Here is a 14,512-nt window from a genome sequence, read left to right as displayed (position 1 = left end):
GGCCAACCATTTATGTACGATGTTATCGTTGAGGTCATATTGGCGCGCGATGACTGCGACTGAAACACCGGGTTGGTGACAAGCTGCCAGCACAGCGGCCTTAAACTCGGGGCTGTGCTTGCGACGAGCTCTACTGGGTGTTGATTGAAGTGGGAGTATAGCGTCCATGTGTCCACCTAAGTTTATCGTGGACACGATCATCTCAAGGAGCAATACGGCTATTCAATGTGGGCCAGCTGGATGCTTACGTGATGGTACGTGGAATAGGGTTGCGATGAGCAGAAAAAATGCCGTTCACTTGGCTTAAGTGAACGGCATTAGCGCTTAAAGCGCAGTTTTTTTATCTAAGTCATGTTCAAGTCTGCGTTTAGTTTTCCTGCCTCAAGACATTGACCGATACCCAAATCCAGTCAATGCCTTTTTCCAGCACCAGACCCAAACTGACAGAAAAACGCTTATCCCGCGCTCTGACTTGATAAATCTTGTCCAGCCCATAATCAGCAGAATGCATAATCAGGGTATTCACGCTCTTACCTTCGATCTGGTGTGGCACATAGAGCGCGGTGCGCACATTTGGCAACTCCAAACCACCAGTAAAACCCAGCTCGGTTACCGTCATGTTTTCGAGCCGGTCATTTTGCTCCGAATGCATGCCGACCATCACCGGTGTAGTCGTCAACACCTGAATACCAGCGGAAATTTCATCATCACTAATTCTGGAGATCCGGCGCAACACGCCAATTTGCCAGTTATCGCCAGCATTTAGTCGCAAGCCAAGCAATAAATTGGGGCGTATCCATTCATTTTCCGAAAAGCGCAGCACAGCCCCATAGCCACCGTTGCTTTCATTATCAATGGCCCAGGTATGCCAATCGTTCAGCTTTTTATTAACCACATAAGGATTGGAAACAGTGCTTTTCTGCTTGGTTCGTGATGAAACAAAACCATAGAGCCGCATATCCATGATTTCATCGTAATCAATCTGATCTTTGACATCACGCCCTTGGCGCATAAATTTGTCGTTATCTTCCTTGATGTACCCGCAAATTCGATCCAGACCATAAATTACATCAACCGCTTTGGTAACTTTGGTTCTTTCGCTACGTTTGACCTGGCTATTGCGCATGCTCATGGTCCAGAACACGTCCAGATGTTTAAGCAATTCGGTCACAGCAGGGCCGCGGGCATCGGGACCAAGGTCAAGCGAGGCATAGCTTGCGCCTGTAAGCAAGCGGCCAAGTATCTCCTGTACCTGATTCACAATTTCATTCAGGCTCCAGTAGCGATAGGGCTCCCCCATCAAGTCGGTATTAATCTTTTGCGCGCCTTGGGACTCTTGCAAATTCACACAGAAATGATGTCTGTCATCCATGTATTTGCGGGAAATCTGGATAAGCTTGGACCATTTCTCCAGCCACGAATCGACCAGATCAATCTGGCGAACGGACAGATTGTTATTTGCCAGCGTATTGAGCATTAGCATCTGGATATATTCATCGGCGCAGGATGAAATCTCGGTTGATGCCTGAGGATAAATAGAAAATGGATTGCTATCAAAGCCACCGATTTCAGATAAACGATAGAGCTGGTGTGCGACTGTCCAGATTTTTGGCGGCACTTTTTCAAAACGGAAGTAATGCCATTTGGCTTGAATAGCCAGATAACGCAAGCTGCGTGCCAAAACCATCGGCATTAATGGAGCAAACTGTTTTTGCAGGGCTTCATTGGATTCTGCCTGCACAAAACGCTGGTAAGCGTCCACCATATCGTGTGCATAAGCCACGATGTTCTTCCAGAGCTTTTGCTCTATCTCTTTGGACATACGCGGATTAGAAACGTACTGGTAACACACGGCATCAAATGCTTCTTGGACATGCTCATCGATTAGCATGAGCGCTTGCAGGCTCTCGAAGGACGCATTCTGGTTGCCTGCAATGAAATCGGTCACGATTCCGTGCACTTTGGCGTTACGCGTTGCCGGGTCAGCCAGATCAAGATTTTTGCACCACTGGGTAGCTGCTTTCAGGCTGGCCAAAGGTGATTTATCTTTTAAAAATAGAGCAGAGAAACGATCAAGCATGCGCAGTCCAGCCTAGTTTGAATAAGCAATTCATTCGATTATGTAGGTACAACTTCGGTTTCTGCAAACCACAGTAGCGCATCGGCTACCGATTCAAAAACCACGATATTTGCATCGGCAATCGCCCGGTTGATCCATACCGACCATACTACCCATTGATCGTCGCTGACTACCGCCACCTGCACAAAGTCCTGTTTGTGTTTGCGGGTAAAATCAATTTCTTCCAAGGCCATGTCGAGGGTGTAGCCGGTCATCTCGCTCAGATCAAACAGCAATCGGGTCGGGCCATGAAAGCTGATGTCGTACAATACGTTATCTTCGAACTCTTTGTAATCTTGCAAAGTAAATTGCCCAAAGATCACAACATGAATATAGCCCGTTTCGTGCGAAATACTGATCATATGCCACCCCCGAATTATGCCAAGGAGAAATATCCGCAGCCTGCTTTTAAGATAGCGCCAAATCGCCGTGCCGCATAAGCTTTTATTGCCTTACCTGAGCATCATGGGGCGATACCAGTGCAATGTACTTGCTGTTAAGATTGTATCAACTCAAAGCCAAACAAGTGCAATACGATTGAAACAAATGAAACGGTAGATAAAAGCATACTCAAAGGATTTTACATACCCCAATAGAGTATTTAGCCACAAGCAGTAAGATAAAATACAGCCAGCCACATACCCTATATCCGCTGCAAATCGAGCAATAATTGCCGAGTATGTAGAACCCGATCTCCTAACAGCAAAGCCAAAGATTGGCGCATCCAGGCTTTAGCCCAAGGCCACAAGGCCTCATCACGCATATCATTGCCAGCAAACTGCAAAATCAGATGCCCGCTGCAAGCATCAATTGCCTCGCTAGGTACAAAACCGTGTTGAGCAACAAACTGATAGCGCTGCATGGGATTAATCGCGGACAAACCATCTGCCTCAGATTGCCAATCCAGACCCAAACCCAGCTCAAGCAGCAGGGCTTTTTCAAACAGGCGCAAAATGGGCTCAACCTCGCGTGCATCGGCAGAACACAGCGCCAGCGCCTTTATGGCATCAAAATAGGCGACAAACAAATCAGGGTGTGGCTCGTCCTTGATCAGCAGGTTTTGCAATAGCTCATTGATATAAAAAGCACACAATAATGGCAAGCCGCTTAGCTGCGGCAAACCGGGCTGCCAATTGGCTGCATGCAGCGTTTTGACCTCACCGGCTCCGAACCACGAAAGCAATAAGGGCTGAAAGCTCAGCAAGACACTGCGGACTTGCGAGCCTGGGCGCTGCACGCCACGCGCATAAATCGTTTGCCGACCGTAATCCCGGGTAAATACATCCAGCAAGCGACTGGTTTCACGGTAAGCATACTGGTGCAGCACAAAGGCCGGATGATCGTTGATCCGATTTTTTGCACCCCGATCTTTTGCCCCGCCTTTGGCCATGCAGACCCCTGATTATTCGTAGCCAAACTGGCGGATCAGACGTGTATCATCCGCCCAGCCGCTTTTCACTTTGACAAAAACCTCAAGAAACACTTTGGCATCAAACATGGTTTCCATGTCCAGCCGGGCATCAGTCGCGATTTTTTTCAATTTCTCGCCTTTTTTACCGATCAAAATAGCTTTCTGGTTTTCGCGTTCAACCAGAATCGCGGCGTAAATGCGACGTAACTCCTTGCCATTGGCCATTGTTTCTTCTTCGAATTTTTCGATTTCAACGGCCATCACATACGGCAACTCTTCGCCCATCATGCGGAATATTTTCTCGCGAATGATTTCGGAAGCCAAGAAACGCTCATTGCGATCAGTCAAATGATCTGGCGCAAACAAGGGGACTGACTCTGGCAGCAACGGCTCAACGGCTTCAAGCAATACGTCAAGTTTTTGCGATTTTTGCGCTGAAATTGGCACAATCGCGGCAAAGTTGAATTGGCCTGATACTTTCTCAATAAACGGCAGCATCGTGCCGACATTATCGAGCAAATCAACTTTATTAATCACCAGAATCACTGGCCGATCACGCGGTAGCAACTTCAATACCGCTTCGTCAGCCGGACCAAAACGCCCAGCTTCAACGACAAACAAAATCGCATCCACATCTGCCAGCGTCGTCGTGACACTGCGATTCATCGCTTGATTAAGCGCATTGCGGTATTTGGTTTGAAAACCCGGCGTATCGACAAAAACGAACTGCGCGGTTTCAGACGTTAAAACACCAGTAATACGGTGACGCGTGGTTTGCGCTTTGCGCGAAGTAATACTCAGTTTCTGGCCGATCAGATGATTCATCATCGTCGATTTGCCAACATTGGGCTGGCCTACAATCGCAACAAAACCACAGCGATAGCCATCGGCACTGGGTGCATTCAAGAGTTCTTCATTCATTTTCTGACTACCTTTTTGCCGGGGTGTTGAAGGCGTAATTGATGCAATAAACGACCCGCAGCTTCCTGTTCAGCGGCGCGGCGGCTTGTACCCTCTGCTTTGGTTGCGACTTTGAGTTCAACACAGGTGCACGAAACTTCAAAAATCTGGTCTGGCGATTCTCCAATCTGGCGCAAAACTTCGTACTGCGGCAGAGCTAGCTTACGAGCCTGCAGCCATTCCTGCAAGGAAGTCTTGGCATCCTTCATGGCATCCAGCGGATTGACTTCGGCAATCCTAGTGGCAAACAATTTTTCAACCACTTTAGCCGCCTCATCAAACCCACCATCCAGCCAGATGGCGCCTAAGACCGCTTCCAACGCATCAGCCAGAATACTGGGGCGGCGATGCCCACCGCTTTTTAGCTCACCTTCACCCAAGGTCAAATAGTCACCCAGCTGCAATTCGGTAGCAATCACAGCCAGCGAGTCTTGGCGAACAAAATGCGCACGTAAACGGGACAAGTCACCCTCGCTAAATTGCGGAAATACTTGATAGAGCCGCCGCGCCACGAGTGCATTCAAAATGCCATCACCGACAAATTCCAATCGCTCATTGTGCGTTGATGAAAAAGAGCGATGGGTTAATGCCTGCTTTAAAAGCTTGGGCTCAGAAAAAATATAACCGAGCGCTTTTTGCAAGCGCTCGGCAGGTAACACAACTGACAAAATAAATTCCTAATTCAAAAAAACGGCCTGAAATTAGTTCGAAGAACCCGTACTGCTTTCTACTTCAAACTGAAACAAAAGACTGACATTACCTACCAATGGGACAACCTTTTCATAGTCTGCTCGTACCGTCGTAGTACCCCCGACTTGGGTAACCAATAGATCTTGAGGACTCACTGAGTCTATATCACTAATTTCAACATGCTTCGAGTATGAATTACGAATTACTGCTGGCGCTGCCCCACTATTTTGATTCACCACAGTGGCGACAGCCTGCTTGATATTAAAATATTCGATATAGGTTGGGACAACTTTAAATGCCGTGATCAAAGCCATGGCAACAGCCATCGCAATGAAGATAAAACCGAAAAATGACAACCCTGCCTGCTTTTTCATTATTTACCCCTGAAGTAGTTTGTTTATTTGATTGTCGAACCAATCCGGTCAAGATGTTTGAAGTTCATCCAGATTAAAAACGCTTTACCAACGACATACTGATCATCAACAAAACCCCAGTAGCGGCTATCTGCACTGTGATCGCGATTGTCGCCCATTGCAAAATACTGATTTGCCGGTACTTTGCAGATAAAGCCAGTATCATCATAGCGGCAATTTTCGCGACCTGGAAAGTCTGCCACTTCGGAAAGACTAAGAGTGGGTGTATCGGCCATATTCAACGTTTTAAACTGATGTTCGCCCATTGTTTCAATAAACTGCTGATTGCGAACTTCATAAACCCCTTGCTCGATATAGCTGTGCTCGCCATCCGGCTGGGTGTCGACTGGCTGACCGTTGACACTTAGCTTTTTATTGCGGTATTCGACTGTATCACCCGGCAAGGCAACGACACGTTTAATGTAGTTGATTGCAGGATTTACCGGATAGTTAAATACCATGACATCGCCATGCTTTGGTGCTCCCACGGGTATTACGACCGAGTTGCTCACTGGCAAGCGCAAGCCATATGAAAATTTATTGACCAGAATAAAATCACCGACGATCAAGCCCGGGCGCATTGAAGACGAAGGTATCTGAAATGGCTCGATCAAAAAAGAGCGCAGAACAAAGACAATCAGAATCACAGGAAAAAAACCACGGCCATACTCAACCCAGTCTGCCACTGGATTCTGTCCGCGTTTCTTTTGCCACATGAATTTGTCAAGCGCCCAGATAATCCCGGTGATCACGACAAAGAGCAGCATCGCCGTACTGATAGACAAAAACTGCACCATCAGAATAAAGATCGCGACAACGACAGACAGATAGCCGTATTGAACCAATTGCGGCGGCTCGGTCCCTTTGCGTTCATGCTTGGCACCTGCGCCAATGAGAACCGGGCCCAGAATGAGTAACACAACGCCAATCAACAACCAGTTCATGCTGTTTCCCTAATGTGCTTATTTGTCTGACACTTGCAAGATGGCGAGGAAAGCTTCTTGTGGAATCTCGACATTACCCACTTGCTTCATGCGTTTTTTACCGGCTTTCTGTTTATCCAGCAGTTTGCGTTTACGCGACACGTCACCACCATAACATTTTGCCAGTACGTCTTTACGAACGGCTTTCACCGTTTCGCGCGCAACAATCTGGCTACCGATCGCGGCTTGCACCGCAATATCAAACATCTGGCGCGGAATCAGTTCGCGCATTTTGGCCACCAGTTCGCGACCGCGATATTGACTCATTGAGCGGTGAACAATCAAGCTCAAGGCATCAACGCGTTCGCTGTTGACCAAAACATCCAGCTTGACCAGATCGCCAACGCGGAATTCTTTAAAATCGTAATCGAGCGACGCATAGCCGCGCGAAACCGATTTCAATTTATCAAAGAAATCCATCACGACTTCGGCCATCGGCAAATCATAAGTCAGCATGACTTGGCGACCCAGATATTGCATATTCACTTGCTGACCGCGTTTCTGATTACACAGCGTCATCACCGGCCCCACATAGTCTTGTGGCACCAGAATCGTCGCCGTGATAATCGGCTCGCGGACTTCATCGTATTTGCTCGGGTCAGGCAATTTGGATGGGTTTTCAATCTGGACTGTTTCGCCACCACGCAACACCAGCTCGTATTTCACTGTCGGCGCCGTCGTGATCAAATCCATATCGAATTCGCGTTCAAGACGTTCCTGCACGATTTCCAGATGCAAGAGGCCTAAGAAACCACAGCGAAAACCAAAGCCCAGGGCGCTCGACACCTCCGGCTCGTAGTTGAGTGAAGCATCGTTCAGTTGCAGCTTTTCCAAGCTATCGCGCAGTTTTTCGTAATCGTGGCTTTCAACCGGATAGAGGCCAGCAAAAACCTGTGATTTGACGTCTTTAAAACCAGGCAATGGCTCGGCAGCCGGTATTTTCACCGTCGTGATCGTATCACCGACTTTGGCGCTGGCCAGCTCTTTAATGCCGGCAATCACAAAACCTACTTCGCCCGCTTTCAATTCGGGACGCTGCACCGATTTGGGTGTAAACACGCCAACCTGCTCGCACAAATGCTGCGCTTTGGAGGACATAAACAGGATTTTATCTTTTGGGCGCAAAACACCGTCAACGACGCGAACCAGCATGATCACGCCAACATAATTATCAAACCATGAGTCGATAATCAGCGCTTTCAATGGCGCGTCGATATCGCCTTTAGGGGGGGGTATCTTGTTGACGACCTCTTCCAGAATGTCTTCTATGCCTATACCCGACTTAGCTGACGCATGCACTGCACCACCTGCTTCGATCCCGATAATGTCTTCGATTTCCTGCGCTACGCGATCCGGATCGGCTGCTGGCAAGTCGATTTTGTTGAGCACAGGGCGAACTTCAACGCCCTGTTCGATCGCCGTGTAGCAATTGGCGACCGTCTGTGCTTCTACACCTTGCGAGGCATCAACGACCAGCAGTGCGCCTTCGCACGCGGCGAGCGAGCGGCTCACTTCATAGCTAAAGTCAACGTGCCCCGGGGTGTCGATCAGATTCAGATTGTAAGTCTTGCCATCGCGCGCTTTGTACTGCAGCGCTGCCGTTTGCGCTTTAATCGTGATGCCGCGTTCTTTTTCAATATCCATCGAGTCGAGCACCTGCTCGCTCATTTCACGCATTTCCAAGCCGCCACAAAACTGGATAAACCGATCCGCCAGCGTACTTTTACCGTGGTCGATGTGGGCAATAATTGAGAAATTACGAATATGATCCATGTGTCCAGCCAAGTCTTGTCAAGAGCAACTCAAGATAAAAAAGGGGCACGCCACGCGTGCCCGAGAATTGCGTTAATCCGCGATTTTAGCCTAAATCGGCCAGCCTAGCATCCAATGCTGCAAGATCCAGATGGTAGTGACAGATTTCCTTGCCGCCAGCATCGGTCAACACCGGCACCAGCTCGCCATACAAGGCTTCCAGCGCGTCAATATCTTCAATATCAATCCACTCCAGCTCAAACCGGCCGGCAGCTTGCGCCAGCAATTGCTCGCGCATCACCACGCACAAACTGCAATACTCACGACCATACAACTTCAATTGCATCATTTAGTGGGCGCCTTTAACACGACAAAAGCTGGATTGCCGTTACGTAACACACGCAATGGCAATGACTCGCCTGCCTTCAGATCGTTTAACGCTTTTCTAAGCTGAGCCATGCTGGTCAAATCCTGCCCGCCCAGACCAACAATCACATCGCCAGCCTGCAAACCGGCCTTGGCCGCTGCTGCAACTGCATCACGCACCAGCAAACCGAACGCAATCCCCAGTTGTTTGAGCTGGCGGGCATTCAACTCCTGCACCACCAGACCGAATTTGCCGGCATCATCACTGCTGCCTTTGTACTCACGGCCTTCGGTATTTTTGTCGCTCTCTTCCAGCTGACCCACGGCAAGCTGAAACTCGCGCGCCGCTTTATCACGCCAGACTTGTACTGTCGCCTTGCTGCCTGGCTTGGCAGCACTCACTACGCGAGGCAGTTCACCCGAATTGGCAATACTTTGACCGTTAAACTTCAGCAGGATGTCGCCCGCCTTCAGTCCAGCTTTATCGGCCGGCCCCTCTTTTTCTACCGAACTTAACAGCGCCCCACCGGCTTTATTCAGACCAAAGCTTTTCGCCAGATCTTCACTAACATCCTGAATCGAAACACCAATCCGACCACGTGTCACTTTACCGCTTGATTTAAGCTCATCCGCCACTTTCATGGCAACATCAATCGGTATCGAAAACGATAAACCCATATAGCCACCCGAACGGCTATAAATTTGCGAGTTAATGCCGACGACCTCGCCATTCATATTAAACAGCGGGCCACCGGAGTTGCCGGGATTAATGGCCACGTCAGTCTGAATGAAGGGGACAAAATTCTCATCAGGCAGGCTGCGGCCCTTGGCAGAAACAATACCGGCGGTAACCGTATTATCCAGACCAAAAGGTTGACCAATCGCCAGCACCCACTCGCCCTGCTTGAGCTTATTGACATCTCCTAGGGCGACCTTGGGCAGATTGCTGGCGTCGACTTTCAGCAAGGCCACATCGGTGCGCGCGTCAGAGCCGACCACCTTGGCTTTGAACGTGCGTTTGTCGACCATTTTGACGGTAATTTCATCCGCTTTGGCGACCACGTGCGCATTGGTCAGAATATAGCCATTGCTGTCGATGATGAATCCGGAGCCTAGCGACTGAGCCTGATGCTGCCGTGGCTGGCCGCCGCGTGCGCCAGGTGGCATGGGAAAACCAAAGCGGCGTAGCAATTCTAGCGTATCGGCGTCCATACCTGGCGCAGCCGCATCATCGTCGCGCACCGACGCCGTCGTTGAAATATTGACGACGGCTTTGCCTTCTTTTTCAACCACGGTGGTGAAATCAGGCAATGCGGCCGAAGTGGCGCTTGCAGCCACTGTGCTACCTAACAAAATGGTCGTGAGCAAAAATCGATTCAGCATAGTCCCTTCCTCTGGGTCAATGAGTACGTTTTAGTTCACAGGTATTAACAACCTGTCCAGTTTGCACTTTGGCAATAATGGTGGGCTCAGCGACATGACCGGCGGGCAGATGTCGCAAAACCAGAAAGCCGATAAAAAATCCCAGCCCGGCACCGAGCAAGGTCGCCAATTCATCGTGCTGGTAGCAGTAGCTGGCCATGCTCGCCCCCAATAACAGCAGCAACATCGGCAGGCCATAAGCCCACAGCGCTGTTTTAAGCAAAGCGTCTTCGGCGATAGCAACCATGACCAGGTCATTGTTTTGTGCCGCAATCGGGTTACTGACACGGTAGCTGTCCTGCGCCTGCCCGAACATGCGGGTGATCGCAACCGATTTGCAACCGGTTTCAGGATCGCAATTGCCGCACGGGCTATGCGGACGGATCCGGATCCAAGCATGTGCGCCTTCGGTACGTATCACTTGGGCTTGCGTTTCAATCATGAGAAATCATTTACGGTCATTAATCAGCGCGCATTATACGCATTGGCGAACGCTTCAACCGTTACGCCCGGCACCTCGCCCAGCGCCATGACCAGATGAGTGCCACTCTGGCGCACATACATATGCATCGCCCCTTGATGAGCCAGCCCCAGCGGCAGGCGCTGATGGAATGGCTCAATAAACACCGACACAGTAGCCGCCCCATCACTGTAGAGGTGATGGATCACCGAGCGGTGTTTGCCCGGCAGCGTTTTGCTGGTTTGTTTGAGTAGCTTGAAACCAGCTGGCAAGACTTTGATGTCCCAATTCGCCTCTTGCGGCATCTGGGTTAGGCCGTTACCCGCTTCAATCTCTACGGCCTGCAACTGACGTGTGGGTTTAAGTAATTTGCGATCTACATTACCCCCCAGCTGTATATTCGTGAAGGCAAATATTTGCGTTGCCTCCTTACGCATACCCATAACAACCCACTTCAGCAGCAGACTGGACGCTTCATCAACCCAGAAGCGGTGCGGGTAGCGGTATTGGTCAAGCGGCTGCAATTGGTACACCGTCGCATCGCGTCCGGCAACGCGCTCGTGGCCTAGTCTGACTACACCGTAGGCGCTGAGCAGTTTACTGGCCGGATCGGGCAATTGCCGGGGAAATAGCTTGGCGGTGTAACGGCGATCAAGGGCTTTTTGCTGCGGATCGGCTGGATAGATGCTGACCTGATTGCCATGCCGGTAGTATTCACGCGGCGGGCCATCCAGTGTTTCACGTCGTTCGGCGTCATTGCTGCCATCGAGCACATGAATCATGCGGTAGCTCGATATTTCCTCGCCATACTGGTAAACATAAGTACCCGCGTAAGTTGCTGTTTTTGCCACTGCCGCAGTGCGCTCCAGCAATCTGCCAGCATCATCCTTGTCGAGCATTTCAGCGGCATGGCTGGCGGGCAGTGCCAGCAATAGTGCCGCGCAGGCACTCATCCAATACGAGGCGGAACATCCCTTCAACATCTAGCGCTGCTCTCCCACTTCAAACGAAACCCGTGCCAGGTGATCTGCACCCATCGGATTGGCCACTCCATCACGATGCGCCGCCAGATAAGCCCTCACTTCCGCAGCATCCACCTGCTTATGCTGTGCAGCCGGGGTGATTACCGCAGCGAGCTGCTGAGGCTGCGTTGAGCTGGCTGGTACAAAATTAAATTGCCAGACAGCCAGCCCCACAAAAGCGACCGAAGCTGCCGCCGTCATCGGCACTAGCCAGCGTTTGGCGCCAAAAGCCTGCTTGCGCTGCGGCGCAATCACGACAGGCTCGGTCGCCAAGCGGGCTGAGAATTTGCGCATAAAATCGGCCGAGCAGCCAGTTTGCCCCTGCAAGGCGTCGCGGCTAACATGCCAGTCATTCCATTGCTGCTGCAGCAATGGCTCGCGCTTTAAGGCATCAAGCACTTCAGGCCACTGCTCGGCAGGCAGCTCATTGTCCATCAAAGCTGATAATTTTTCGTTCATTGTCTTTCCTCACTCGACACCGCGGCATTGGCTACCATCGTTTGTCCTTACCCACTTCGCTGAGTAAAGGCCGCAAGCGGTTGGCAATGGCCTCGCGCGCCCGGAAAATCCGGCTGCGTACCGTGCCAATCGGGCAGTCCATCGCCAGTGCGATGTCTTCATAACTGAGGCCTTCCATCTCCCGCAAGGTAATTGCCTCGCGTAAATCAGGTGGAAGCGCCTCAACGGCCTCATTTACCGTAGAGACAATTTGCCGATTTGATAGTTCAGTTTCAGGCGTGTGAAAATCCGGCACTTGGGCTACAGCGTCCAGCGTTTCACCATCTTCATCCTCGTATTCGGTCGCCATCATTGGGCGACGACCGAGCGATGACAGGTAGTTTTTGGCCGTATTGATGGCAATCCGGTAGAGCCATGTATAGAAAGCGCTTTCACCCCGGAACGAAGGCAAGGCCCGATAAGCTTTGATAAAAGCCTCCTGGCTCACATCTTCCAGCTCGGCCGGATCACGAATCATGCGCGAGAGCAGGCGTGCTATCCGGCGCTGGTATTTCACCACCAGCAACTCGAACGCACGCTGATCACCAGCTTGGGCTCGCCGCACTAACTCCTGGTCTAAATCACGCTCAGTGACCTGTGTCAAACCTGTCTTCCTATCAAGTCGTTGAATGGCATTTTACGAACATCAAATCGGGGCATTCGGTAAAAATACAAGTCCCTTCGTCCACCCTGCCAAATCCGCTACAGGCAACCAGCGAGCGCCAGCTCTGATAATATGGCATCTGGGCGAAACACGGCGGTAATTAAAGGACTAACTCGCATGCGCAAATTCGATGTGCTGATTTTAGGTAGTGGGCTCGGCGGCATGACCATCGCCTTGCAATTGGCAGAAAAATTAAAAGTTGGCCTGATCACCAAGCGCGAGCTGCGCGATGGCGGCAGCGGCTGGGCGCAAGGTGGCATTGCCGCCGTACTGGATGACTCGGACAGCATCGAGCTGCATATCAAAGACACGCACGTTGCAGGTGCCGGTTTATGCGACACTGAAGCCACCCGCTTTATCATCGAAAACTCCAAAGACGCCATCGACTGGCTGATCAAGATGGGCGTGCCCTTCACCAAAGACGAATCAGGCGACACCAGCTATCAGGGCTATCACCTCACCCGTGAGGGCGGGCACAGCCATCGGCGAATTATTCATGCGGCCGATGCGACCGGCGCGGCGGTGATTGATACTTTAGCGATCAAGGTTGCGGCGCACCCGAATATCACCTTATTGGAAGAACACATCGCCGTTGATCTGATCACCGAGCGCAGCGGCGAGAGCAGCCGTTGTGTTGGCGCTTATGTGTATGACAAAACCGCTGATCGCGTTGAAACCATTCTGGCTCCGTTTACCGTACTGGCTACTGGTGGCGCGGGCAAAGTGTATCTCTACACCACGAATCCCGACGTCGCGACCGGCGATGGGATTGCGATGGGCTGGCGCGCGGGTTGCCGTGTGTCGAATATGGAATTTATCCAGTTCCACCCGACTTGCCTGTATCACCCGCACGCCAAGTCTTTCCTGATTACCGAAGCGGTGCGCGGCGAAGGCGGCATTTTGCGCCTGCCTGACGGCACTCGCTTTATGCCCAGCCATGACGAACGAGCTGAACTGGCACCGCGCGATGTCGTTGCCCGCGCGATCGACTTTGAAATGAAACGTGGCGGTTACGATTGTGTCTACCTCGATATTTCGTACAAACCCGCCGCTTTTGTCAAAGAGCATTTCCCGAATATCTACCAACGCTGCTTGGAACTCGGCATCGACATCACCAAAGAGCCTATTCCGGTGGTGCCCGCAGCGCACTACACCTGCGGCGGCCTGGTCACCGATCTGGATGGACGCACTGAACTGGCCAATCTCTACGCGGTGGGCGAAGTAGCGTGTACCGGTTTGCATGGCGCAAATCGCCTCGCGTCCAACTCGCTGCTTGAATGCATGGTACTGGGCAAAGCCGCCGCGCACGATATTCTGCAGCAAACACCACAAACCCTACCTGATATTGCCGAATGGGACGAAAGCCGTGTGACTGATCCGGATGAGGAAGTGGTGATTTCGCACAACTGGGATGAGCTGCGCCGCTTTATGTGGGATTACGTCGGGATTGTGCGCACCAATAAACGGCTGGAGCGTGCACTGCACCGCATTGAATTGCTCAAAAGCGAAATCCATGAGTTTTACCGTAATTTCCGGGTTTCCAACGATTTGCTGGAGCTGCGCAATCTGGTGATTACCGCCGAACTCATCGTGCGCTGCGCGATGGCGCGCAAGGAAAGCCGCGGCCTGCATTACAGCCGCGATTACCCCGGCATTGATCTGGAATCCAAACCCACTTTGCTGAAGCCGGAAAGTAAAAAATAAAGGTATATGCCTGCAGGCCAATTTAAACAAGCCCTGCGGGCGCATACC

At 51.1% G+C, this 14,512-nt stretch carries 16 protein-coding genes; 1 reads left to right on the top strand and 15 read right to left on the bottom strand.

The features are described 5' to 3' along the window. From FLS37_RS17160 to rpoE, 15 genes are all read right to left on the bottom strand, one after another. Positions 1–168, bottom strand: a 168-nt coding sequence (locus tag FLS37_RS17160; protein ID WP_198314625.1) for a transposase, incomplete at its 3' end; no start/stop codon positions are given. A 199-nt stretch (positions 169–367) separates the two neighbouring features. After that, entirely contained in the window at positions 368–2,080 is a 1,713-nt protein-coding gene (locus FLS37_RS13080) for a hypothetical protein (RefSeq protein ID WP_157670411.1), read from the bottom strand. 38 nt (positions 2,081–2,118) lie between these two features. Beyond that, positions 2,119–2,481, bottom strand: coding sequence for an STAS/SEC14 domain-containing protein (locus FLS37_RS13075; protein ID WP_157670410.1), 363 nt, complete (start codon positions 2,479–2,481; stop codon positions 2,119–2,121). A gap of 281 nt (positions 2,482–2,762) precedes the next feature. Then, the gene (gene recO / locus FLS37_RS13070; RefSeq protein WP_157670409.1) at positions 2,763–3,509 is read right to left on the bottom strand and encodes a DNA repair protein RecO; all 747 of its coding nucleotides are present in this window, start codon (positions 3,507–3,509) and stop codon (positions 2,763–2,765) included. A gap of 12 nt (positions 3,510–3,521) precedes the next feature. Then, entirely contained in the window at positions 3,522–4,451 is a 930-nt protein-coding gene (gene era, locus FLS37_RS13065) for a GTPase Era (RefSeq protein WP_157670408.1), read from the bottom strand. Next, complete coding sequence (gene rnc, locus FLS37_RS13060; protein ID WP_157670407.1) at positions 4,448–5,158, bottom strand: ribonuclease III; 711 nt, start codon at positions 5,156–5,158, stop codon at positions 4,448–4,450. Before rnc ends, era begins: the two co-directional genes overlap by 4 nt. 33 nt (positions 5,159–5,191) lie before the next feature. Continuing rightward, a complete protein-coding gene (locus FLS37_RS13055; protein WP_157670406.1) occupies positions 5,192–5,554 on the bottom strand; it encodes a DUF4845 domain-containing protein in 363 nt (120 codons plus the stop codon). A 23-nt stretch (positions 5,555–5,577) separates the two neighbouring features. Further along, complete coding sequence (lepB, locus tag FLS37_RS13050) at positions 5,578–6,537, bottom strand: signal peptidase I (protein WP_157670405.1); 960 nt, start codon at positions 6,535–6,537, stop codon at positions 5,578–5,580. Positions 6,538–6,555: 18 nt separating this feature from the next. Next, entirely contained in the window at positions 6,556–8,349 is a 1,794-nt protein-coding gene (gene lepA / locus FLS37_RS13045) for a translation elongation factor 4 (protein ID WP_157670404.1), read from the bottom strand. An 85-nt stretch (positions 8,350–8,434) separates the two neighbouring features. After that, positions 8,435–8,677: a glutaredoxin family protein gene (locus tag FLS37_RS13040; RefSeq protein ID WP_308418765.1), complete on the bottom strand. Its 243-nt coding sequence runs from the start codon at positions 8,675–8,677 to the stop codon at positions 8,435–8,437. After that, a complete protein-coding gene (locus FLS37_RS13035; protein WP_157670403.1) occupies positions 8,674–10,077 on the bottom strand; it encodes a DegQ family serine endoprotease in 1,404 nt (467 codons plus the stop codon). Before FLS37_RS13035 ends, FLS37_RS13040 begins: the two co-directional genes overlap by 4 nt. 16 nt (positions 10,078–10,093) lie before the next feature. Continuing rightward, entirely contained in the window at positions 10,094–10,558 is a 465-nt protein-coding gene (locus tag FLS37_RS13030) for a SoxR reducing system RseC family protein (protein WP_157670402.1), read from the bottom strand. 23 nt (positions 10,559–10,581) lie between these two features. Beyond that, positions 10,582–11,529: a MucB/RseB C-terminal domain-containing protein gene (locus FLS37_RS13025; RefSeq protein ID WP_198314624.1), complete on the bottom strand. Its 948-nt coding sequence runs from the start codon at positions 11,527–11,529 to the stop codon at positions 10,582–10,584. A 30-nt stretch (positions 11,530–11,559) separates the two neighbouring features. Further along, complete coding sequence (locus FLS37_RS13020) at positions 11,560–12,057, bottom strand: sigma-E factor negative regulatory protein (RefSeq protein WP_157670400.1); 498 nt, start codon at positions 12,055–12,057, stop codon at positions 11,560–11,562. A gap of 31 nt (positions 12,058–12,088) precedes the next feature. Next, positions 12,089–12,700, bottom strand: coding sequence for an RNA polymerase sigma factor RpoE (gene rpoE, locus FLS37_RS13015; RefSeq protein ID WP_157670399.1), 612 nt, complete (start codon positions 12,698–12,700; stop codon positions 12,089–12,091). A 159-nt stretch (positions 12,701–12,859) separates the two neighbouring features. Here rpoE and nadB point away from each other — a divergent pair, with 159 nt between their 5' ends. Continuing rightward, positions 12,860–14,464, top strand: a complete 1,605-nt coding sequence (gene nadB / locus FLS37_RS13010) for an L-aspartate oxidase (RefSeq protein WP_374756838.1) — start codon at positions 12,860–12,862, stop codon at positions 14,462–14,464. The last annotated feature ends 48 nt before the right edge of the window (positions 14,465–14,512 follow it).

Source organism: Chitinibacter sp. GC72 (assembly GCF_009760905.1).
In the GTDB taxonomy this organism is placed as follows: domain Bacteria; phylum Pseudomonadota; class Gammaproteobacteria; order Burkholderiales; family Chitinibacteraceae; genus Chitinibacter.
The sequence above is the reverse complement of the archived record's forward strand: the minus strand, read 5'-3'. Positions and strand labels throughout refer to the sequence as shown.

Bases quoted from the DNA above. Each gene is read 5' to 3' on its own strand.
- FLS37_RS13035 (WP_157670403.1), bottom strand. From the start codon at position 10,077: ATGCTGAATCGATTTTTGCTCACGACCATTTTGTTAGGTAGCACAGTG.
- lepB (WP_157670405.1), bottom strand. From the start codon at position 6,537: ATGAACTGGTTGTTGATTGGCGTTGTGTTACTCATTCTGGGCCCGGTT.
- FLS37_RS13025 (WP_198314624.1), bottom strand. From the start codon at position 11,529: ATGAGTGCCTGCGCGGCACTATTGCTGGCACTGCCCGCCAGCCATGCC.
- recO (WP_157670409.1), bottom strand. From the start codon at position 3,509: ATGGCCAAAGGCGGGGCAAAAGATCGGGGTGCAAAAAATCGGATCAAC.
- FLS37_RS13040 (WP_308418765.1), bottom strand. From the start codon at position 8,677: ATGATGCAATTGAAGTTGTATGGTCGTGAGTATTGCAGTTTGTGCGTG.
- FLS37_RS13030 (WP_157670402.1), bottom strand. From the start codon at position 10,558: ATGATTGAAACGCAAGCCCAAGTGATACGTACCGAAGGCGCACATGCT.
- FLS37_RS13075 (WP_157670410.1), bottom strand. From the start codon at position 2,481: ATGATCAGTATTTCGCACGAAACGGGCTATATTCATGTTGTGATCTTT.
- FLS37_RS13020 (WP_157670400.1), bottom strand. From the start codon at position 12,057: ATGAACGAAAAATTATCAGCTTTGATGGACAATGAGCTGCCTGCCGAG.
- FLS37_RS13055 (WP_157670406.1), bottom strand. From the start codon at position 5,554: ATGAAAAAGCAGGCAGGGTTGTCATTTTTCGGTTTTATCTTCATTGCG.
- FLS37_RS13080 (WP_157670411.1), bottom strand. From the start codon at position 2,080: ATGCTTGATCGTTTCTCTGCTCTATTTTTAAAAGATAAATCACCTTTG.
- era (WP_157670408.1), bottom strand. From the start codon at position 4,451: ATGAATGAAGAACTCTTGAATGCACCCAGTGCCGATGGCTATCGCTGT.
- lepA (WP_157670404.1), bottom strand. From the start codon at position 8,349: ATGGATCATATTCGTAATTTCTCAATTATTGCCCACATCGACCACGGT.